Origin of the sequence: Kitasatospora sp. NPDC056273 (genome assembly GCF_042268845.1) — a bacterium.
In the GTDB taxonomy this organism is placed as follows: Bacteria; Actinomycetota; Actinomycetes; order Streptomycetales; family Streptomycetaceae; genus Kitasatospora.
Map to the genome: position 1 here is coordinate 70320 of NZ_JBHJSJ010000026.1, position 20296 is coordinate 90615.

General features: G+C 73.6%; 16 protein-coding genes. 6 read left to right on the plus strand and 10 right to left on the minus strand.

Going from position 1 to position 20296, the window contains the following annotated elements; genetic code table 11:
• Nucleotides 1–9: 9 nt before the first annotated feature.
• From ACFCY1_RS23320 to ACFCY1_RS23350, 7 genes are read right to left on the minus strand one after another with little or no spacing between them, the layout of a single operon-like run.
• Nucleotides 10–1476 carry an alkaline phosphatase family protein gene (locus ACFCY1_RS23320; RefSeq protein ID WP_375875910.1) on the minus strand — a complete coding sequence of 489 codons (1467 nt, stop codon included), beginning with the start codon at nt 1474–1476 and terminating at the stop codon, nt 10–12.
• Nucleotides 1473–2651 carry a metabolite traffic protein EboE gene (gene eboE, locus ACFCY1_RS23325; protein WP_375875911.1) on the minus strand — a complete coding sequence of 393 codons (1179 nt, stop codon included), beginning with the start codon at nt 2649–2651 and terminating at the stop codon, nt 1473–1475. The genes ACFCY1_RS23320 and eboE overlap by 4 nt, the downstream gene beginning before the upstream one ends.
• A 29-nt stretch (nt 2652–2680) precedes the next feature.
• Nucleotides 2681–3568, minus strand: a complete 888-nt coding sequence (locus tag ACFCY1_RS23330; RefSeq protein WP_375875912.1) for a TatD family hydrolase — start codon at nt 3566–3568, stop codon at nt 2681–2683.
• Nucleotides 3568–4308, minus strand: coding sequence for an EboA domain-containing protein (locus tag ACFCY1_RS23335; RefSeq protein ID WP_375875913.1), 741 nt, complete (start codon nt 4306–4308; stop codon nt 3568–3570). The genes ACFCY1_RS23330 and ACFCY1_RS23335 overlap by 1 nt, the downstream gene beginning before the upstream one ends.
• Entirely contained in the window at nt 4305–5249 is a 945-nt protein-coding gene (locus ACFCY1_RS23340) for a sugar phosphate isomerase/epimerase family protein (protein ID WP_375875915.1), read from the minus strand. Before ACFCY1_RS23340 ends, ACFCY1_RS23335 begins: the two co-directional genes overlap by 4 nt.
• Nucleotides 5246–6118: an SCO3242 family prenyltransferase gene (locus ACFCY1_RS23345; RefSeq protein ID WP_375875917.1), complete on the minus strand. Its 873-nt coding sequence runs from the start codon at nt 6116–6118 to the stop codon at nt 5246–5248. Before ACFCY1_RS23345 ends, ACFCY1_RS23340 begins: the two co-directional genes overlap by 4 nt.
• Complete coding sequence (locus ACFCY1_RS23350; protein WP_375875919.1) at nt 6115–7311, minus strand: inositol-3-phosphate synthase; 1197 nt, start codon at nt 7309–7311, stop codon at nt 6115–6117. The genes ACFCY1_RS23345 and ACFCY1_RS23350 overlap by 4 nt, the downstream gene beginning before the upstream one ends.
• A 334-nt stretch (nt 7312–7645) precedes the next feature.
• Between ACFCY1_RS23350 and ACFCY1_RS23355 the strand changes: the two genes are divergently transcribed.
• The 4 genes from ACFCY1_RS23355 (at nt 7646) to ACFCY1_RS23370 (ending at nt 13682) form a co-directional block, all read left to right on the plus strand.
• Entirely contained in the window at nt 7646–9760 is a 2115-nt protein-coding gene (locus tag ACFCY1_RS23355) for a hypothetical protein (RefSeq protein WP_375875920.1), read from the plus strand.
• Nucleotides 9757–10797: a ferritin-like domain-containing protein gene (locus tag ACFCY1_RS23360; RefSeq protein ID WP_375875921.1), complete on the plus strand. Its 1041-nt coding sequence runs from the start codon at nt 9757–9759 to the stop codon at nt 10795–10797. The genes ACFCY1_RS23355 and ACFCY1_RS23360 overlap by 4 nt, the downstream gene beginning before the upstream one ends.
• A 147-nt stretch (nt 10798–10944) precedes the next feature.
• Nucleotides 10945–12342 carry a carotenoid oxygenase family protein gene (locus ACFCY1_RS23365; protein ID WP_375875922.1) on the plus strand — a complete coding sequence of 466 codons (1398 nt, stop codon included), beginning with the start codon at nt 10945–10947 and terminating at the stop codon, nt 12340–12342.
• Nucleotides 12343–12353: 11 nt separating this feature from the next.
• The gene (locus ACFCY1_RS23370) at nt 12354–13682 is read left to right on the plus strand and encodes an aldehyde dehydrogenase family protein (RefSeq protein WP_375875923.1); all 1329 of its coding nucleotides are present in this window, start codon (nt 12354–12356) and stop codon (nt 13680–13682) included.
• 24 nt (nt 13683–13706) lie between these two features.
• On the opposite strand, the gene ACFCY1_RS23375 is transcribed toward ACFCY1_RS23370, so the two are convergent.
• Both ACFCY1_RS23375 and ACFCY1_RS23380 read right to left on the minus strand, forming a co-directional pair.
• A complete protein-coding gene (locus ACFCY1_RS23375; protein ID WP_375875924.1) occupies nt 13707–14450 on the minus strand; it encodes a hypothetical protein in 744 nt (247 codons plus the stop codon).
• A 261-nt stretch (nt 14451–14711) separates the two neighbouring features.
• Complete coding sequence (locus ACFCY1_RS23380) at nt 14712–15125, minus strand: MarR family winged helix-turn-helix transcriptional regulator (RefSeq protein ID WP_375875925.1); 414 nt, start codon at nt 15123–15125, stop codon at nt 14712–14714.
• 82 nt (nt 15126–15207) lie between these two features.
• Here ACFCY1_RS23380 and ACFCY1_RS23385 point away from each other — a divergent pair, with 82 nt between their 5' ends.
• Complete coding sequence (locus ACFCY1_RS23385) at nt 15208–16020, plus strand: SAM-dependent methyltransferase (RefSeq protein ID WP_049651750.1); 813 nt, start codon at nt 15208–15210, stop codon at nt 16018–16020.
• Between the two features lie 20 nt (nt 16021–16040).
• Here the strand turns inward: ACFCY1_RS23385 and ACFCY1_RS23390 are convergent, their stop codons facing one another.
• Nucleotides 16041–16712 (minus strand): helix-turn-helix transcriptional regulator, encoded by a 672-nt coding sequence (locus tag ACFCY1_RS23390; protein ID WP_375875926.1) that lies wholly within the window; start codon nt 16710–16712, stop codon nt 16041–16043.
• A 162-nt stretch (nt 16713–16874) separates the two neighbouring features.
• Between ACFCY1_RS23390 and ACFCY1_RS23395 the strand changes: the two genes are divergently transcribed.
• Entirely contained in the window at nt 16875–20195 is a 3321-nt protein-coding gene (locus tag ACFCY1_RS23395) for a cytochrome P450 (protein WP_375875927.1), read from the plus strand.
• Nucleotides 20196–20296 lie beyond the last annotated feature (101 nt).

A 20296-nucleotide genomic window follows, 5' to 3' on the forward strand; every position in this document is an offset into this window, starting at 1 on the left:
GAACGCGGACTACTCGTCCGTGAGTCGGGCGCCGGAGCGGACGCGGGGTGCGATGTGCCCCTCCCGGCCCGTGCCGCCCGCGAGTCGGAGGAGGAGGTCGGGCAGGTCGGTGGCGGCGTAGCGCGGGTGGACGCGGGGGAGGCGGGTGGTGTCGGAGAGGAGGAGGACGGGGCCGTCGTCCGGGTCGTCGGGGAGGCGGCCGTGGCTGCCGCGGATGTGGGTGGCGTCGAGCGGGACGACGGACAGGGTGGAGCGAAGGCCGAGCCGGCGGCGGGCGAGGGCGGCAGCGGCCCGGAGTCGGACGAGGCGGTCGGCGGGGTCGAGGAGGAGTTCGGCGGGGTCGTAGCCGGGTTTGCGGTGGATCTCGACACAGCGGGCGAAGTCCGGGGCGCGGGTGTCGTCCAGCCAGTAGTAGTACGTGAACCAGGCGTTGGTGGTGGCGACGGCGACGAGTTCGCCCGCGCGGGCGTGGTCGATTCCGTACGCGGCCTTGCCCGCGCTGTCGAGGACGCGTTCCACTCCGGGTAGCGCTCGGACGAGCTCCGCGACGCGCGGCAGGTCGGCGGGGTCGGGCACGTAGAGGTGGGCCACTTGGTGGTCGGCGACGGCGAACGCCCGGGACGTGTACGGGTCGAGGTACTCCATCCCGGCCTGGGTGTACACCGTGAGGAGGCCGGCCGCGCGCAGCGCGCGGTTGATGTGGACGGGGTGGTCGACCGCGGTGATGCCGTACTCGGACAGCGCCACGACGGTGGTCCCGTGCTCCCGGGCCAGGTGGAGCAGGGGCGCGAGGACGGTGTCGAGGGCCCTGGCCGCGGCGGCGGCCTGGGGTGCGGCGGGGCCGAAGCGCTGGAGGTCGTAGTCGAGGTGCGGCAGGTAGGCGAGGGTCAGGTCGGGTGCGGCGGTGCGGATGACGTGCTCGGTGGCCCGCGCGATCCACCTGCTGGAGGCGATGGAGGCGCGGGGCCCCCAGTAGTCGAAGAGCGGGAACGGTCCGAGGGCGTCGGTCAGTTCGTCGCGCAGGCCCGGTGGGACGGTGTAGCAGTCGGGGGACTTGTGGCCGTCCGCGTGGTAGACGGGGCGCGGGGTGACGGTGATGTCGGTGCCGGCGCCCATGGCGTACCACCAGCAGATGTTGGCGACGCGGTAGCCCGGGTGGCGCCGCCTGGCGGTGTCCCACACCTTCTCGCCCTCCACCAGCAGGTTGTGCTGGCGCCACAGGAGCACCTCGCCGAGGTCGCGGAAGTACCAGCCGTTCCCGACGATCCCGTGTCGGCTCGGGGGGAGCCCGGTCAGCAGGCTGGCCTGGACGGAGCAGGTGACCGCGGGGAAGACCGGTTCCAGCCGGGCGCCGTGCCCCTGGGTGTCGCCGTTGGGTTCGGCGACGGCCCGCAGGTGCGGCATGTGGCGCAGGAGGCGGGGGGTGAGCGCGGCGACGTTCAGCACCAGCAGGGGCGTGGGGCGGCCGGTGGTCACGAGGTGTGCTCCCGCAGTCCGGCGGCGAGCAACTGCTGGCGGGTCCAGGCGAGTTCGGCGGCGATGCCCGCGACCAGTGCCTCGTCGTCGGACGGCCGGTCCCGGCCCGGGAGCACCGACCAGGTGTACGTCTCGACCTCCAGGTGGTCGGTGACGGGGTGCGGGCCGTGGACGAGGGCGCGGATGGCGTCGGTCAGCACCGGTCCGGTCGCGGTGAGCGGCGGCTCCGGGTCGGCGTGCACGGGGACGTGGAAGTGCACCCGCCACGGGCGCGGATCGGTGCCGTCGGCCGGGGAGCGGAGGGCGAGGTCGAGGTCGTCCCACCGCTCCGGGCGGGGGCCGGCGGGCTCGGCGCGGGTCTGGTGCAGGAACCGCGGCTCGGCGAAGCGCGCGAGCGCCCGCCGTACGGCGGGGTCGGAGGGATCGTCGGCCTGGAGGGCGCTGGAGAGCTGGGCCTTGACGACGGGCAGGCCGGCGTCGGCCAGGCCGCGGAGGGCGGACGGCGGGTCCTCGAAGTCGACGGCGAGGTGGCAGACGTCCAGGCAGACGCCGATGCGCTCGGTGTCGAGCCCGGTGAGCCGTGCGCAGGCGTCGCTCACGGTGGAGACCACGCAGCCCGGTTCGGGTTCCAGGCCGACCCGGACGCGGCGGCCGGAGTCGAACTCCGACTTGGCGAGCCCTTCGGCCAGTTCCTCCAGGCCGCGGCGGGCGCGGTCCTGGTGTCCGGTCGTCCAGCCGACCCGCCAGCCCAGGGGGAGCGTGGAGATGCTCCCGCGGGCCGCGTCCTCGGGCAGCAGTGCGGACAGCACCCGGGCCAGGTCGAGGGTGTACGCCAGGCGGGCCGGGTCGCTCCAGTCCGGCCGGTAGACGGCCCGTTTGACGACCGGCTCGTGGAAGCCGCGGTAGGGGAAGCCGTTGAGGGTGACGACTTCGAGCCCCCGGGTGGACAGTTCACGGCGCAGCCGGTCCAGGGCCGTCGCGTCCGTCGCCAGGGTGCGCGCCACGTCGTGGGCGAGCCACAGGCCCAGGCCCAGGGACGGCGCCGCGAGCCGTTCGCGGACGGGCTCGGCGTGGACCGCGAGTTGAGCCAGGACGCCGTCGAGGTCCTCCGCGGGGTGGACGTTGGTGCAGTAGGCGAGGTGGACGGTGCTGCCGTCGGGGTGGCGCAGGCGCATCGGGGGCGGTCTCCTTGCTCCGGGAAGGGCTACTCGCCGCGGGCGATGGAGTTCCCCAGGTACACGGCGTCGCCGGCCCGCTCGTGGGGCTCCTCGCGGTGGTCCGGCGTGTCGGGACCGTCCACCGGCAGGGTCAGGCGTCCGCTCTGGCCGTAGAAGGCGACCGGGTTGCGCCACATCACCTCGTCGACCTGGTCGGCGGTGAAGCCGGCTTCGAGCATCGCCTCCGCCGTGCGCCGGGTCGCCAGCGGGTCGCTGCGGCCCCAGTCGGCCGCGGAGTTGACCAGCACCCGGTGGGTTCCGTGGCGCTTGAGGAGCTGCACCAGGCGGTGGGGGTCCATCTTGGTGTGCGGGTAGACGGAGAACCCCGTCCAGCAGCCGGTGTCGGCGACCTCCGTCACGGTCAGCTCGGTCAGGTGGTCGACCAGGACCAGGTCGGGAGCGATCCCGCACTCGCGGAGCACGGCGAGCGTGCGCCTGGTCCCGACGGCCTTGTCCCGGTGCGGGGTGTGCACCAGGACGGGCAGTTCGTGGTCCATGGCGAGCCGGACCTGGGTGGCGAGCGCGTGGTCCTCCTCCGGGGTGACGGAGTCGTAGCCGACCTCGCCCACCGCCACCACCGCGTCCTTGTCCAGGTAGCGGGGCAGCACGTCGAGGACGGCGGTGCAGCGGGGGTCGTTGGCCTCCTTCGGGTTGAGGGCCAGGGCGCAGTGGTGGCGGATACCGAACTGGGCCGCCCGGAAGGGTTCCCAGCCGATCAGGGAGTCGAAGTAGTCGACGAAGCTGGCGACGTCCGTGCGGGGCTGGCCCAGCCAGAACGCCGGTTCCACGACGGCCCGGATGCCGGCGTCCCGCATCGTCTGGTAGTCGTCGGTCGTCCGCGAGGTCATGTGGATGTGGGGGTCGAAGATGCGCATCAGGTCCCGGCAGGGTGAGGGGGCGGAAGGGGGTCGGTCGCGGCCGGTCGGGGGCCGGCCAGCGCGCGCACGTCGCCCGGTACGGGGCGTCCGGCGCCGGTGAGTTCACGGGCGTGCGTCGCGGCCATCCGGGCCAGTTCGGCGTCGGTCCGGTGGGGCAGCCCGGCCACGGCCCGCAGGGGGACGGAGCAGTGCAGGCACTTCAGGACGGCCTCCCGGTAGGCGGGCGCCGGCAGGTGCCGCGCCCCGTAGGGGCCCAGTGCGGCGGCCAGCAGCCGGGGGTCGTTGGTGCGCAGCGCGTCGGCCACCAGAGGGACGGCGTCGTCCCGCAGGCCGTACGGGGCCAGCAGGTCGAGCGGGCCGAGGGCGCGGAGCACGCCGCGCCGTTCCGCGGCGTCCCCGTGGCGGTAGACGGCGGACGCCCGGACGGCGGGGCCGTCGGCGGGGGCCGGGGCAGCGGCCAGCAGCAGGGCCCGTACGGCGTCGTCCACGGTCCAGGCCAGGGCTTCCGCGGGGACCGCGGGCGCCGGGTCCTGATGCGGTGCGGGGGCCGCCGCCAGCAGTGCCCGGCCGCCCCGGCGGCCCGCCTCGGCGAAGCGCCGGGGCAGGGCCTGGTCGGGTTCGGCGGCCACCTCGGTCAGGGCCGTGGCCAGCCAGCGGGCGGCGTCCGGTGTGAGCTGCCGGTCGAGGGCGGCGCGCAGGTCGCGGACGGTCACCCGGGCGGCGTTGCCGAAGCTCATCGCGGTGTCCGGGTGCCGTGCGCCGCGTCGGCGGCGGCTCGCAGGAAGGCCAGCGAGCGCGCGGCGAGCTGCGGCGCGGCGTGGCTGTGCCGCGGCAGTTCGACGCTGACCAGTCCCGGGAAGCCGGTGCGGCGCAGCGCGTCCAGCACGGGCGGGAAGTCGATCTCGCCCTGCCCGAACTCCAGGTGCTCGTGCACGCCCCTGCGCATGTCCTCGATCTGGACGTTGACCAGGTGCGGCCCGGCCCGTACGACGCAGTCGGGCACCGGGGCGGACTCCAGGCAGCGGCAGTGGCCGATGTCGAGGGTCAGCCCGAGAGCGGGCGGATCGCCGAGGCGGCGGCGCAGCAGCTCGTAGGCGTCCAGGGTGTCGACGAGCATGCCCGGTTCCGGCTCGAAGCCCAGGACGACGCCGTGGCGGTCCGCCTCCGCCACCGCCCACCCGCAGCCGTGGACCAGTCGTTCCCACGCCACCCGGGACGGCACGCCCGGGGCGGGCACGCCGCTCCACAGCGACACGGCCCCCGCGTTCAGATCGGCGGCCACCCGCATCGCCAGTCCCAGGTACTCCAGCCGACGGCTCGGATCCTCGTCGACGAGCGTGGGGGCGTGCTTGGTCCACGGGTCGAGCAGGTAGCGGGCGCCGGTCTCCACCACGGTCTCCAGGCCCGTCTCGGCGAGTCGCCGGGCGACCCGCGCGACCCGCCGGGACAGCCCGGGGGCGAACGGGTCGAGGTGGCAGTGGTCCAGGGTGAGGGCGATCCCGTCGTAGCCGAGGTCCGCCAGCACGGCGATGGCCTCGGTCAGGCGGTGCCCGGCGAACCCGTTGGTGCCGTAGCCGAACCGCAGCCCCGTGTCCGCGCGTACGGCGTCCGTCCGTACGGCGTCCGTTCGTACGGGGCCGGGCTGCGCGTGGCCCTGGTCGGTGACCGTGCCGGTCATGTGGGGGACAGCTTTCGGAACAGGCGGCGGGCCACCGGCGCCGCGGCGAGCAGGGACAGGGCCACGGGCAGGGCGTCGGCGCGGCAGGCGCACGCGGCCTGGAGGGGGAGGACGGCGGCGATGCCGGCGGTGACGGCCTGTTGGAGGCGTCGCGGGTCGAGCCGGCCCGCCGCGGCCTGGGCGCCGCCGAAGCCGGCGACGTACACGGCGAGGGCGGCGAGGCGGACCGCCCGGCGACCCGGGGCGCCGCCTGCACCCGGGGCGGCGGCCACGGCGGCGACGGCGCAGGTGGCGGCCGCGGTGGCGGGGAGGAGCAGGCCGTCCGCGCCCCGGACTTCGTGGCGGCTGAGCGCGCAGACCACCAGGGTGTGCGCGCCGACCACCGCGGCGGCGGGCGCGGCCGCGCGCAGCCCGCGGCCCCCGGCGCCCAGGAGGACGTCGAGGCCGCGGGCGGCGGCCATGGTGACGGGCCCGGCGACGGGACGGCCCTTGAGGCCCAGGTCGTAGCTCCAGACCACGGCCGCCAACGGCACCGCGACGGACAGGGCCCCACGCCCACCGCCCGCCGCGGCGAAGGCGAGCCCCGTCCCGGTGAGGCCGGCGGCCAGCGACAGGGCGACCGAAGGCTCCACCCGGCCGGAGGGGATCGGACGGTGCGGACGCTCGACCGCGTCGGTGTGCCGGTCGGCGTAGTCGTTGAGGGCCATGCCCGCCCAGTAGAGACAGACCGAGGACAGGGCCAGCAGTCCGGTGGCCGGTCCGAGCGGGCGGCCGGCCAGCGTCGCCCCGACCAGGGGGTCGCCGGGCACGGTGATCGCGGCCGGTGCCCGGACGAGTTCGGCGACGGTGCCGAGGGCCGGGATCCTCATGTGCGCGGCCCGCCGCCCGCGGTCGCCGCCGCGGTCTCCGCCGCGAACGCCCGCAAGGCCTGGTACTGGTCGGTCAGGGCGTAACCACCCGAGCCGACCGGGTCCTTGAAGAAGAAGCCCAGGGCCCCGAGCGGGCCCGAGACGCCCGCCGCGTGCGCGGTGGCGGTGAGCCGGACGAGATCCAGCACGAGCGGTGCGGCCAGTGCCGAGTCGCAGCCCTGCCAGGTGAACTGGAGGCTCATCCGCGCCCCGAGGAACCCTTCGAAGGCCACGTGGTCCCAGGCGGTCTTCCATTCGCCGAGCGCCGGTACGCAGTCGATGTGCACTGAGCCCTCCACCGGGTGCCCCAGCATGCGGCCCAGGCCCCGCCGCTTGGACGCCGTCTTGCTGGCGGCGGCGCCCGGATCGGCCAGGGTGGCGCCGTCCCCGCCGCCCAGCAGGTTCGTGCCGGACCAGGCCCGCACCTTCAACGCGCGGACGGCGAACATCGGTGCCAGGACCGACTGCACCAGCGTCTCGCCGGTCTTGGCGTCGCTGCCCGCGTACGGCAGGCCGCGCGCGCGGGCCAGGGCGTCCAGCGCGGGCAGCCGGGCACCGGTGGAGGGGGTGAAGTCCACGTAGGGGCAGTCGGCGGTGAAGGCCGCGTAGGCGTAGAGCGAGCTGGCCGGCAGGACGTCGGCCGGGCCGCGCAGGGCCGCCTCCAGCAGGTCGAGGTCGTGGTGTTCGGGGCGGTCCGGCACCGGCGCCTCGGTGGAGGCCACGTTGACGACCACGACGCGGTCCAGGCCCAGACGCCGCCGGAAGCCCTCGATGTCGACGGCGAGCGCCCGGGCCGCCACCGCCTGGGGCAGTCCGCTCCGACCGGTGGCGTAGCCCGGGCGGATCTCCTGGTCGGCGGCGACGACGGCCTTCTCCAGCGGTTCGAGCAGCCGCTGCGGCACCACCCCGGACTCGGCCAGCTCGGCGGCCCGGACGGGCAGGGGGACGGAGCCGGTGTCGTGCCCGCCGAAGACCAGGGCGCCGAGTGGCGGCAGCCGGGCCCCGGGGAAGTCCTCGCTCGCGGTGACGCACCCCGTCGGCTCGGCCAGCCCCGCACCGACCGCCGCCGCGCCCACCACGGTGGTGGTGGCCACCGAGCCGCGCGCCCCCACCAGCCAGACCCCCGTCCGGGGCCCCGCTCCCGGTTCCGACATGTGCCAGGCTCCTTCCGCTCGCCGGTCCGCGGTCACTCTCCGTCGATTCGGCGGAAATGCCGCAGGACCCTATCCGTTGTCACGTCGTCAACGATCCATCTATGCCGACGGCGGACGTTCCACTCACATCGGTGCGGCAGGAATCACCCGAATCGGCCTGGGCCGGAATCATGCGATCGCGGGGTGACTGACGCCGAGTGAACACCCTCGGCTGTCCGGGTCGAGGCGGGCTAGGGATCAAGGTGCGGTGGTACATCGCTGGCGGCTTCCCGCCAACCCCCTAGGAGGTGCTGTGAGCGTCCTTTCCGTTCCCCGGGTTTTCTTCCGCGGTCAGATGACCTTCAATCCGGCGACCATGAACAACAACGGCCTGTTCCCGACGTACGACTTCCGGACGGCGGAGCTGAACTGGAATTATCTCAAGGACAAGAAAATCACCCCGGACAATTTCCGGGAGGCCTTTCCGAAATGGGCGTTCAGTATGCAGACGGGCCAAGGCCCGGACGGGAAGGAGACGGAGGAGCCCCCTTCGGGGTGGAGCGCCTACGGCGGCAACGACTGGTGGCTCCACGTGCAGCCCCGCGACGCGCCGGACGGCAAGGGCGTCCTCACGACCGTGACCGGGGGGCAGACCGCGTACGGAGCGGATCCGTCGATCCCGGGCGACCCGCTGCTCGGCGCCGTCGTCAACCTGGCCGGGGACTCGTTCCCGATCGCCGACCTCACCCCGGAGGAGCAGACCGGCGACGGCCACTTCCCCAGGGCCGCGTTCCACACCAGCGCGAGCATGGCGGACAACAACCCGGATTCGGTCTGGAGCCCCTGCTTCTTCGCCAGGCGCATCCAGATCGGCAGCAGAACCAGCCCGGAGGAATTCTTCTACGGCGACATCGAGGACGGCCTCCAGCTGCCGGCGCGCTGGCAGAATTTCAGCCGCAACCTGAATCTGAAGGGGGACGTCTACCGCGACGGGGTCGGCGCCACCGTCGTCCAGGCGTGCGTGGGCCGGGACAATCTCCACTTCACCTCCGACAAATCGCCACTGCTGAACGCGCTCAAGAAGGAGATGGATTCCCAGAAGGCCCGCGGAATCATGATGCGGTACTCCGTCTATCTGACCCACTACTTCAACGCACCCGAGTTCGCCGGCTGCAAGACCCAGAAGGAGCGGTTCGAGAAACTACTGGACCTGTGGGAGCAGGACCGAAAAGCGGGGAATCCGCCACGTCGGAACACCTGCCTTTCCCGGGTGGTCGGCACGATCGGCCTGTGGCACGAGAGCGAGCCGGCTTCGGTACCCGGCGGGCGGTTCCTGGCGCCGGCGAACTCGGTGAAGGTCCTCGATTCGGAGAAGAATCCGGTGGACGCCTGGTTCGGGCCGGCGGTGGCGGAGATCCACCGGAATGCCGGGGGCACCCGCTACGTCAGCCTCGACCTGGGGGCCACGATCCCGGAGAAGGACGCCAGCGGTGACAAGGAGACGTCCTTCGGAACTCTGGAGCTCGTCGTCGCCGGCGCCGCCACCATCGAGACCGTGGCGGAGATCAAGCCCGATCTCTACGACAGGAGCGGCTACGAGCTGACCTCCGGCATCATCGACGTGCCGGTCGACGGCAAGGTGACCGACGCGGACCTGGCCGACGGGGTCCTGGGCATCCGGTGCAAGCCGAATGCCGAGCAGGTCACGATGCTGACGGAGAAGGTGCTCACGGCCCAGACCGAATTGCGATCGATCTACGTCGACCAGAGCGACAAGGACCGGGTGGTGGTGGTCGAGGTCCGGGACCGGGGTGCGATCCCCACCCGCGAGGTCGGGCTGGTCGTCCAGCAGTACCTGCCGGACCCGCCGCCACCCATGCAGAACGGCTCCTCCTGGAAGAAACCGGAGAAGAAGGAGGAGGAAGTCCTCACCATCACCAAGGTCGGGCCGGTGGTGAACGGCCGCGCGGAGATCGGGTTCACCGTGGTGGGCGGTCTCGAAGCCCCCAACCTCCCGGTCATCGCCTTCTTTCCCTACTACCTCGACGGGAGTCCGGCCGTTCCGCCGGAAAAGGTGGGGTACACGGGAGCGCCCTGGTCCTTCGTCTCGGCGTTCTACTGCTGTGTGCGGATGCTGCCCTTCGACGACCTGCTCCCCGCGGACTTCCGGAAGTACTGCGAGGAGCACCACAACGACCCGGCCGCCGCCTGGGACTACGTCTACAAGCGGGTTCTCTACGTGTACGACATGATCTTCCCGGTCATGAAGTACTACGCCGCGCTCGACCTGGGGGACCGGACGGCCGTCGAACGGAACATCGACCAGATCCTGGAACTGTCCTCGGTCTCCATGGCGAACTCCTCGCTCTACATGCCCGTCACCAGGGACCTGTCCAGCGGCAAGCGCAAGGTGCTGGAGATGTACCGCACCCTGCTCAGGACCGGAAAGCCGAAGGAGGTCACCTCATGAGCTTCGAGGACGACATCAAGAAACTGCGGGAGATGCTGCAGAGCGCCTGCCTGGTCGAGTTCTCCACCATCCCCGCCTACCTGACGGGCTGGTGGTCGATCAAGGACCGCCGGAGCACCGCGGCCAAACTCATCCGGGAGCTGGTGACCGTCGAGATGCGGCACCTGTCGATCGCCGCGAACGTCCTGATCGCCACTGGCGCGGACCCCGACATCAAGGCCGTCGCCTCCCTCCCCTATCCGCGCTTCTTCAGTGCCCCCGGCCCCATGGAGATCCAACTCCAGCCCTTCGGGGACTCCTTCCTGGCCATGGGCATGTGCATCGAGTCCCCGGGGCCCGTCGACGAAGGGACCCTGCCGGAGGGGCTCAGGGCCGCACTGCCGGTCACCGCCGAGTTCGACCCGCGGTTGCACACCCCGATCCTCCCCGACCCGGGTGAGACGATCGGGCAGTTCTACCGGGACCTCATGCAGCACCTGAAGGACTGCGTCCACCTGTACGGGGAGAAGGCCGTGTTCCCGGCCGGGCGCCTCGACCGCCAGTACGCCTACTTCGGGCAGGACTGCATCACCGTGGAAGGCCTGGACGACGCGCTGACGCTCATGCAGGACATCATTTGGGAGGGTGAAGGGGACGGCGGAGGAATCCTGGACTCCAACCGCGACCTGTCGCACTACTTCACGTTCCACGAGCTGAGCGTCGGAAGGTTCTACCGGCAGGACGACAAACCGCTCGACCCCACCGGCGACGGCTTCCACGTCCCGAAAGGGGACGAGGTCGTGAACACACTCGTGAACCCCAAGCTGGCGAATTACGAGGAGAGCCCGGACGCCCTCAAGGCCGCCCTCGGCTTCACGGAGCTCTACCAGAAGATGATCACAGACCTGGATGCCGGGTTCCGAGGACGCCCGGCCCTGATCGACGTGGCGATCGGACGGATGCGCCAGCTCCTGGCCCGCGCCGACGAGGTGCTGGTCTGCAAGCTGAAGGGCATGGACTACTACGCGGCCCCGACCTTCGAGCTGCCCGACCAGTGAGCCGGCGGTGCGGCGGACCCCCGGCTCCTCCAGGCTCCCTCCCGCCGTTGCCCGGCGGGCCGTCACCCGCCGGTGGGTGGCTCGTTGAGCCGGGTGCGCCGCCCCGCGTGCGCAGTGGTAGTCGGAAGCGGCCTGAGGGAGTCTGCGGTGTCCACCGTCACCAACCCGTTCACCGGTGGCTACGCCCCGGTGGAGGAGGAAGTCACGGCCTTCGACCTGCCGGTCACGGGGACGATCCCGGCCGAGCTCAACGGCCGGTACCTGCGCAACGGGCCCAACGGGATGCGGCCGGAGGACCCGCGGCCGCGGCACCTGTTCGCCGGGTACGCCATGGTGCACGGGGTGCGGCTGCTCGACGGGCGGGCCCGGTGGTACCGCAACCGGCTGGTCCGCAGCGCCGCCGTGGCCGAGGCGCTGGGGGAGCGGCCGCGCCCCGGCGCCGTGCCGCGGATCGCCGACGTCGCGCCCAACACCCACGTGATCGGGCACGCCGACCGCACCCTCGCGCTGGTCGAGGGCGGCTTCCGCCCGTACGAACTCTCCTACGAGATCGAGACGGTGGGGGCCGGCGACTTCTGCGGCACGCTGCCCGACGGGTTCGCCGCCCACCCCAAGCTCGATCCGGTCACCGGCGAGCTGCACGCGATCACCTGGCAGCGGGACGACAGCGAGCGGCTGCGCCACCTGGTGGTCTCCCCGGAGGGCGTCGTCGTACGCGCCGTGGACATCCCGGTCCCGCACCGGCCGGTGGTGCACGACATGGCGCTGACCCGGAACTTCGCCGTCGTCCTCGACCTCGCGGGGCGCGTCAGCATGCCCGACAACCTGGCACGCAAGACGTATCCGGCGGTCTGGGACGAGACCCGCGGCGCGCGGGTCGGGCTGCTGCCCCGCGACGGCACCGAGGTCCGCTGGTTCGAGGTCGAGCCCTGCTTCGTCTTCCACACCCTCAACGCCCACGAGGACGGCGACCGGGTCGTCGTCGACGTGGTCCGCTACCCGAGGATGTTCGCCGGCGGCGCGGTGGACGGGCAGAGCAGCCCCACCCTGGACCGCTGGACGGTCGACACCGTCTCCGGCACGGTCACCGAGACCCGGCTGGACGACCGGCCGCAGGAGTTCCCGGCGGTCAACCCGGCGGTGCTCGGCGGCGCCCACCGCTACGGCTACTCCACCGTGGCCACCCAGCTGCTGCGCCACCTCGCCGCGACGGCCGACGACCTGGACGCGCTGCCCCCGGAGGCCGCCGGGGACGCGCTGATCAAGCACGACCTGCGACAGCAGTCCAGCACCGTACGGCAGTTCGGCGCGGGACGGTACACCGGTGAGGTCTCCTTCGTGCCGAGGGAGGGCGCCCGCGGCGAGGACGACGGCTACCTGCTGACCTACGTCCACGACCCCGAGCGGGGCGCGAGCGACCTGGTCGTCCTCTCCGCCGAGGACTTCGCCGGCGCCCCGCTCGCCACCGTCCACCTGCCGGTGCGGGTGCCGGCCGGCTTCCACGGCAGCTGGATCCCCGACCCCGTCCGAGAGGACTCCCAGTGAACACTCCGGCTGTGACCGAGCCCTCCGTGTCCGCGCCGGCCGAGATCGTCGCCCGGCTGCGCGCGGCCTTCCGCACCGGCCGCACCCGGCCGCTCGCCTGGCGCACCGAGCAGCTGGCCGGGCTGCGCGCCCTGCTGACCGGCCACCGCGAGGAGATCGCCGAGGCCCTCCACGCCGACCTGCGCAAGCCGCGCGCCGAGACCGATGTCGCCGAAGTCGACTTCACCGTACGGGAGATCGACCACACCCTGCAGAACCTGGAGCAGTGGCTGCGCCCCGAGCCGGTGCCCGCCGCCACGCTCACCCGGCTGCCGCCGGGGACGAGCGCCCACACCGGCCACGCCCCGCTCGGGACCGTCCTGGTGATCGCGCCCTGGAACTACCCGGTGCAGCTGCTGCTGGTGCCGGTGGTGGGCGCGATCGCCGCCGGCAACACGGTGCTCGCCAAGCCGAGCGAACTGGCCCCGGCCTGCTCGGCCCTGCTGGCGCGGCTGCTGCCCCGGTACGTCGACCCGGCGGCGATCGCCGTGGTGGAGGGCGGCGGGGAGACGACCACCGCCCTGCTGGCCGAGCGCTTCGACCACATCCTCTACACCGGCAACGCCCGCTTCGGCCGGACGGTGCTGCGGGCCGCCGCCGAGCACTTGACCCCGGTCACCCTCGAACTGGGCGGCAAGTCACCGGTGTTCGTGGACCGCGGCGTCGACCCCGGGGCGGTCGCCGCCCGGCTGGCCCGTGCCAAGTTCGCCAACGCGGGGCAGACCTGCGTGGCCCCCGACTACCTGCTGACCGACCCGGCCACGGCCCGCGCGCTGGAAGGCGCCCTGGCGCGCGCCGTCACCGAGCTGTACGGGCCCGACCCGGCGCGGTCACCGGCGTACGGGCGCATCGTCGACGAGCGGCACTTCGACCGGGTCGTCGCCCTCCTCGACTCGGGCCGTACGGTCTTCGGCGGGCAGCACGACCGCGCGGACCGCTACATCGCGCCCACCCTGCTGGCCGAGGTGGAGCCGGACGCCCCGGTCATGCGGGAGGAGGTCTTCGGCCCCGTCCTGCCCGTCGTCGAGGTCGCCGGCCTCGACGAGGCCATCGCCTTCATCAACGACCGGGACCACCCCCTCGCCCTCTACGCCTTCACCGAGGACGGGCACGCACGCCGCCGCCTGGCCGAGGAGACCGCCTCCGGCGCCCTCAACTTCGGCCTCCCGGTGGCCCACCTGGGCATCCCGGAACTCCCCTTCGGCGGCGTGGGGGAGAGCGGCTCCGGCCGCTACCACGGCCGCTGGTCCCTCGACACCTTCAGCCACCGCCGGGCCTGCCTGGACGCGCCCCTGGTGTGACCGGCCGGGTCCGGATCTCCCCGGCTAGTAGTCCCAGGACATCGTGGCGGTGATGGCGGTCAGGACCAGCCAGCCGATGAGGGGGAGGGCGATGGTGAGGGCGAAGGGCCACTGGGCGGTGATGAGGATGATGCTGCCGAGGACGGTGAAGAGGACCAGGAAGGGGAGGACGGCGAGCGGGAGCGCCCAGCTGACGAGGCGGCGCAGGAGGAGGCCGTAGACGGCGAGGACGGTTCCCGTGCCGACCAGGAGGGCGAGCTTGAGGGCGGTGAGCCAGGGGGTGCTCTGGACGGTGGAGCGGTGGCCCTGGTGGGAGAGCTCGACCACGCGGCCCCGCCAGAGGGTCAGGTCCACGTTGACGCCGTTCTCCAGGCTGTCGTAGAGGCCCTCGGTGACGCTGTAGGTGGCGGTGGGCACCGTCTCGCGGGAGACGGTCAGGCCGTAGGTGGTGGAGTCTCCGTTCGAGTCGGTCTTCTTGGCCGTCACCCGGCCGGTCTCCTGCTTGGTGCAGTCCGCGCCGGGTGCGGTGGCGGGGGCGCCGCAGACCGGGGCGCCGCGGTAGGCGAGCGCCTCGTCGTAGGTGTCGACGAACCAGGAGAAGCCGAGGGCGACGGTGGACAGGCCGATGACGACCAGCAGGGCCTGGGCCACGATGCGGGCGGCCGGGGCGGCGGACCGCCGGCTGTGCTGTCGGGGGCGGAGGGTTGGCGGGGAGGCTGTCCGGTCGGTCGGCGGAGTCGGGACGCGGTCGGTCGGCGGCTCACTCATCGTCGTCGCTCAGCGCCGGCCCCGCCAGCTCGCGCTCCCGGTGCAGCCGGTCCCGGAGCTCCGCCGTCTCCCGCAGCCCGTCGCCGCCGGCGACCCTGATCCGCGCGTCCATCGCACTCCCTCGGCCTCGCCCGGGCGCCTCCCGGGTTCAGTCGGGATGATGGCAGGGGCCGGCGGTGGCGGGGGAGTGGCCTGGCGAGCTTGTGACCGACTTGTGGAACTCGGCCGGGGCGTGGGGCTGGTGGCGTGCCCGGCGGTGGGTCAGGGCAGCAGCAGGCCGGCGAGTTCGTCCAGCAGTTCGGTGACCCTGCGGGCCTTCTCCGGGTCCGGGACGGCCTTGGTGATGACGGGCTCGGCGGGCCGGGCGACGTGGGCGCGGATGGCGTGCCGGGCCGGTTCGGAGACGGTCAGCAGGGTGCGGCGCCCGTCGGCCGGGTCGGCGGCGGCGTCGAGCAGGCCGCGTTCGCGCAGCCGGGCGACGGAGACCGAGACGTGGCTCTGGGCGAAGCCGGTGCGGACCCGGATCTCCTGGACGGAGGTGGCGGGGTGGCGGTACACGTCGGAGACCACGGCGATCTCCCCGGCGCTGAGGTGCTCGGCGGCCGGGTCGGTGATCATCGCGCGGCCGAGTTCCGTCAGCCGCTTGCCGAGTCTGAGGAGTTGCACGCCGTCCATGCCCGCAAGAATACATCTTCACCGATATATCTCCACCAATACATCTTCACTGATGCATCGGCGCCGATGTAGATTGCCGGGCATGACGACCTCCGAACCGCTCAGCCCGGTCTCCCGCACCGCCCTGTCCGTCGCCCGGGTGCGGGCCTACGAGAGCTCCCGACCCGACCCGCTCTTCGTCGACCCGTACGCCCTCGCCTTCGTGGACGCCGCCGGCCTCGAACCCGCCCTCTCCGGACCGGTCAGCAGCCTCGCCAAGGCCCTCGTCGCCCACGGCATCCTGCGCACCCGCTTCTACGACGACCGGCTGCCGGCCGCCGGCGCCGACCAGGTGGTGGTGCTGGCGGCGGGCCTGGACACCCGTGCCTACCGGCTGGACTGGCCGTCCGGTACCCGGGTGTTCGAGCTCGACCTCGGCCCGGTGCTGGACTTCAAGCAGCAGGTCCTGGACGGCCTCGGCGCCGTGCCGAAGGCCCGGCGCACCGCCCTGCCCGTCGACCTGGTCGACCCGCGGTGGCCCGAGCGGCTGGTCGCCGCCGGCTTCGACCCGGCCCGGCGCTCGGTCTGGCTCGCCGAGGGCCTGCTGGTCTACCTCGCCCCGGACGAGGCGGCCGGGCTGCTCACGGCGGTGGCCGGGCTGGCGGCCCCGGGCAGCCGCCTCCTGCTGGAGCAGGGCGGGGACGTGAGCCGCACGCCGCAGGACCCGGCGCTCACCCACCTCACCGGGCTGTGGCGCGGCGGGCTCGGCCCGGGCACCGGCGATTGGCTGGCCGGGCACGGCTGGACGGTGGAGACCACCGCCCTGACCCGGCTCGCGGAGACGTACGGGCGCCCGCTCCCGGACCCGTCGACCACGAGGGCGTTCATCGAGGCGGAGCGGCGTACCGCGGACTGAAGCCGGGGCCTGACGGACCATCACTCCCGGTCGGCGGGCTGGGGCGGCCAGGTGTCCGGGGCCAGGACGCCGGTGGTGTAGGCGCGGGCGACCAGGGCGGTGCGGTTGGGGACGCGCCAGCGGCGGGAGAGCCGGGCCAGGTGGTAGTTGACGCCGTCCGGAGTGATGCCGAGGGCCCGGGCGATCTGCGCGGTGGTGTCGCCCCGGGCCGCGGCGGCGAGGATGCGGGCCTCGACCGGGCTGGCCTCGGCCCGGGGGCCGGACGGCGGGGCCTCGGCCGGGGGCTCCGCCGCCTGCAGCGACAGCAGGAGGTTCGGGGTCTGCTCCGGGGTGTCGCTGACCAGGTCGACGGTCATCTCGCCGTGCCGCTCGGTGCCGCCGGCGGGCGTCCAGGAGACCCGGGCCGGGTACTGCGAGCGGCGGTGCAGCCGGACGGCCTCGGTGAGCGCCTCCAGGGTGCCGGTGTCCCGCAGGGTGAAGAACTCCAGAATCCTACGGTGGCGCAACTGGCCCGGCAAGCAGCCGAATTCGGCTGCCATCGCGCGGTTGACGATCAGGATCTGCCCGCCGAACTCGCACACCGCGATGGGCATCGGCACGTGGTCCATCAGCCGCAGCGCCCGGTTGCGCCAGATCACCGCCGGGTCCAGGCGGCCGCCCGGCAGGGGGGCGCAGTCCTCGGTCGATCGCATCGGTGGTTCTCCTCTCCGGGGCCAGGGCTGACGGTTCGTGGGCAAGCCCGTCGGAGCCCCTGGTACTACACAATCATGTAGTGATCGGGGTCTGACCTTCCGCCCGGTGGGCGCACAGTGGTGGAAGACCGAAGTTTTCCTGCCGTGGGAGGGGCCACAGCGATGACCGAGACCGTGGAGAGCACGACCGAGGGCCAGTGGACGGCCGAGGACGGGTGGACGGACGGCGGCGAGCGGGCGGACGGGGTCGGGAGTGGTCGGGCCGTCCCCCTGGTGGACATCTCGTCGGCGCCGCCGATCGCCGCCCCGATGCTGCGCACCATGGAACTGGCCAGAGAGCACGGCCCGGCCTTCGTCCAGCGGCTGCACGGCCGGGACAGCCTGATCGTCAGCGGGCTGGAGCTGGTCGAGGAGCTCGCCGACGAGACCCGGTTCACCAAGTCGATCGGCCCGGGCCTGGAGAACGTCCGCCAGTTCACCGGCGACGGCCTGTTCACCGCCTACAACGACGAGCCCAACTGGGCCCGGGCGCACGACATCCTGATGCCCGCCTTCGCGCTCGGCTCGATGCGCACCTACCACCCGGTGATGCTGCGGGTGGCCCGCCGGCTGGTCGACTCCTGGGACCGCCGGGAGGCCGCCGGACTGCCGGTGGACGTGCCCGGCGACATGACCCGGATGACCCTGGACACCATCGGACTGGCCGGCTTCGGCTTCGACTTCGGCTCCTTCGAGCGGGACGAGCCGCACCCCTTCGTCGAGGCGATGGTGCGCTGTCTGGGCTGGGCGATGAACAGGCTCACGCGCGACCCGGAGGCCGACCACCGCGAGCGCGACACCGCCTTCCGGGCCGACGCCGACTACCTGGCCGCTGTGGTGGACGAGGTGATCGCCGCCCGCTCCGCGGAGGGAACCGCCGGGGAGGGAGCTGTTGGGGAGGGCGAGCAGGCTCCGGCCGAGGACCTGCTGGGCCTGATGCTCGGCGCGGTCCGCCCCTCGGACGGGACCCGGCTGGACGCCGAGAACATCCGCAACCAGGTGATCACCTTCCTGATCGCCGGCCACGAGACCACCTCGGGCGCGCTCTCCTTCGCGATGTACTACCTGGTCAAGCACCCGACGGTGCTGCGCCAGGTGCAGCGGGAGGTGGACGGGCTCTGGGGCGACCAGGCCGACCCGGAGCCCTCCTACGAGGACGTCGGACGGCTGCGCCACACCCGCCAGGTGCTCAACGAGGCGCTGCGGCTGTGGCCGACGGCGCCCGCGTTCAGCCGGGAGGCCCGCGAGGACACCCTGCTCGGCGGCCGCATCCCGCTGCGCGCCGGGGAGACCGTCTTCGTCTCCACGCCGATGCTGCACCGGGACCCGTCGTGGGGCGACAACCCGGAGCTGTTCGACCCGTCCCGGTTCGACCCCGAGTGCGAGGAGGCCCGCTCCCCGCACGCCTTCAAGCCCTTCGGCACCGGCGAACGCGCCTGCATCGGACGGCAGTTCGCGCTGCACGAGGCCGTCATGCTGCTCGGCATGCTGGTCCACCGCTACCGGCTGATCGACCACACCGACTACCGGCTGACCATCAAGCAGACGCTCACCATCAAGCCCGACGACTTCACCCTCGGCCTCGCCCGGCGCACGCCCGGCCGGGCCGCGACCGCCTCCGGCTCCACCGCTGCTGCCAGCGGCTCCACCGCTGCTGCCAGCGGCTCCACCGCTGCTGCCACCGGCACTGCCGAGCGGCCCGGGACGGCCGGGCGGGTCCGCCAGGGGACCGGGCTGCTGCTCCTGCACGGCTCCAACTACGGCGCCTGCCGGGAGTTCAGCCGGCAGCTCGCGGAGGCCGCCGCCGACCTCGGCTGCGAGACGGAGACCGCCCCGCTGGACGCGTACGCGGACGGGCTGCCCACCGACCGGCCGGTGGTGATCACCGCCGCCTCGTACAACGGGCAGCCGACCGACGACGCGGCCCGGTTCGTCCGCCGGCTCCAGGAGGCCCAGGAGGCTCAGGACGCCGGGGAGGGGCAGGAGGGCGGGACGGCCGAGGGCGTCGAGTACACGGTGCTCGGCATCGGCGACCGCACCTACGCCGCGACCTACCAGCGCGTCCCGGGGCTGATCGACGACCGGCTCGCCGCGCTCGGCGGCACCCGGCTGCTGGCCCGCGCCGAGGCCGACGCCTCCGGCGACCTGGCCGGCACCGTACGGCAGTTCACCGCCGAGCTGCGCGAGACCCTGCTGGCGCGCTACGGGGACGCCGACGCCCCCGCCGAGGCGCGGCCGGCGGCCGCCTACTCGGTGACCGAGGTGACCGGCGGCCCGCTGGCCGCGCTGGCCGCCCGGCACGGCATGGCGGAGCTGACCGTCACCGCCGTCGGCAGCCTGACCGACCCCGCGTACCACCGGGTCAAGCGGCTGGTCCGGCTGGCCCTGCCGGAGGGTACCGGCTACCGGACCGCCGACCACCTCACCGTGCTCCCGGCCAACGACCCGGCGCTGGTCGAGCGCGCCGCCAAGCTGTTCGGCGCCGACCTCGACACGGTGCTGGGCATCGTGGCGCACCGGCGCACCGGACTGGCCGTCGACCGCCCGCTGACGGTGCGCGAACTGCTCACCCGCCACGTCGAGTTGCAGGACCGGCCGAGCGCCGAGCAGCGCGCCGCCCTGGCCGCGCTCAACCCCTGCCCGCCCGAGCAGGCCGCGCTGCGGGCGCTGTCCGAGGACGACCCGCGCACCCTGCTGGACCTGGTCGAGGACCACCCGGCCCTCCAGGGGCGGCTCGGCTGGCCGGTGCTGCTGGAGCTGCTGCCGCCGATCCGGCCGCGGCACTACTCGATCTCCTCCTCGCCCGCCGGCGACCCGGGCCGGGCGGAGCTGATGGTCTCGGTGCTCAGCGGGCCGGCCCGCTCGGGCCGGGGCACCTTCCGGGGCACCGGCTCCGGCTACCTCGACCGGGTGGCCGTCGGCGACACCGTGCTGGCCCGGGTCCAGCCCTGCCGGGAGGCGTTCCGGATCGGTCACCGGACCCCGGTGGTCATGATCGCGGCCGGCACCGGCCTGGCGCCCTTCCGGGGTGCCGTCGCCGACCGCCGGGCGCTGCTCGCCGAGGGGGCCGGGCTCGCCCCGGCGCTGCTGTACTTCGGCTGCGACGACCCGGACGCGGACTACCTGCACCGCGGTGAGCTGGAGGCGGCCGAGCAGGCCGGCGCGGTCTCGCTGCGGCCCGCCTTCAGCGAGCGGCCGCGGGACGGGCGGCGCTACGTGCAGGACCGGATCGCCGCCGAGGCGGCCGAGGTCTGGGAGCTGCTCGAAGCCGGTGCCGAGGTGTACGTGTGCGGCGACGGCGCCCGGATGGCGCCGGGCGTCCGGGAGGCCTTCCGGACGCTGTACCGGGAGCGCGTCCCGGGCGCGGACGAGCAGGGGGCGCAGGCCTGGCTGCAGGGGCTGATCGAGGCCGGGCGGTACGTCGAGGACGTGTACGCCGGCTGACGGCCCACCCCTCCTGACACGGCCGTGGGGGGGGGGGGGGGGGGGGGGGGGGGCCCCGGCGCCCCGGCCCGGGGCCGGGGGGGGAGAACACAGAGGGGAGA

Coding starts and splice junctions, on each gene's coding strand:
- eboE (WP_375875911.1), bottom strand. CDS start 2,651: ATGCGCCTGCGCCACCCCGACGGCAGCACCGTCCACCTCGCCTACTGC.
- ACFCY1_RS23330 (WP_375875912.1), bottom strand. CDS start 3,568: ATGCGCATCTTCGACCCCCACATCCACATGACCTCGCGGACGACCGAC.
- ACFCY1_RS23335 (WP_375875913.1), bottom strand. CDS start 4,308: ATGAGCTTCGGCAACGCCGCCCGGGTGACCGTCCGCGACCTGCGCGCC.
- ACFCY1_RS23340 (WP_375875915.1), bottom strand. CDS start 5,249: ATGACCGGCACGGTCACCGACCAGGGCCACGCGCAGCCCGGCCCCGTA.
- ACFCY1_RS23345 (WP_375875917.1), bottom strand. CDS start 6,118: ATGAGGATCCCGGCCCTCGGCACCGTCGCCGAACTCGTCCGGGCACCG.
- ACFCY1_RS23350 (WP_375875919.1), bottom strand. CDS start 7,311: ATGTCGGAACCGGGAGCGGGGCCCCGGACGGGGGTCTGGCTGGTGGGG.
- ACFCY1_RS23355 (WP_375875920.1), top strand. CDS start 7,646: ATGACCTTCAATCCGGCGACCATGAACAACAACGGCCTGTTCCCGACG.
- ACFCY1_RS23360 (WP_375875921.1), top strand. CDS start 9,757: ATGAGCTTCGAGGACGACATCAAGAAACTGCGGGAGATGCTGCAGAGC.
- ACFCY1_RS23375 (WP_375875924.1), bottom strand. CDS start 14,450: ATGAGTGAGCCGCCGACCGACCGCGTCCCGACTCCGCCGACCGACCGG.
- ACFCY1_RS23380 (WP_375875925.1), bottom strand. CDS start 15,125: ATGGACGGCGTGCAACTCCTCAGACTCGGCAAGCGGCTGACGGAACTC.
- ACFCY1_RS23385 (WP_049651750.1), top strand. CDS start 15,208: ATGACGACCTCCGAACCGCTCAGCCCGGTCTCCCGCACCGCCCTGTCC.
- ACFCY1_RS23390 (WP_375875926.1), bottom strand. CDS start 16,712: ATGCGATCGACCGAGGACTGCGCCCCCCTGCCGGGCGGCCGCCTGGAC.
- ACFCY1_RS23395 (WP_375875927.1), top strand. CDS start 16,875: ATGACCGAGACCGTGGAGAGCACGACCGAGGGCCAGTGGACGGCCGAG.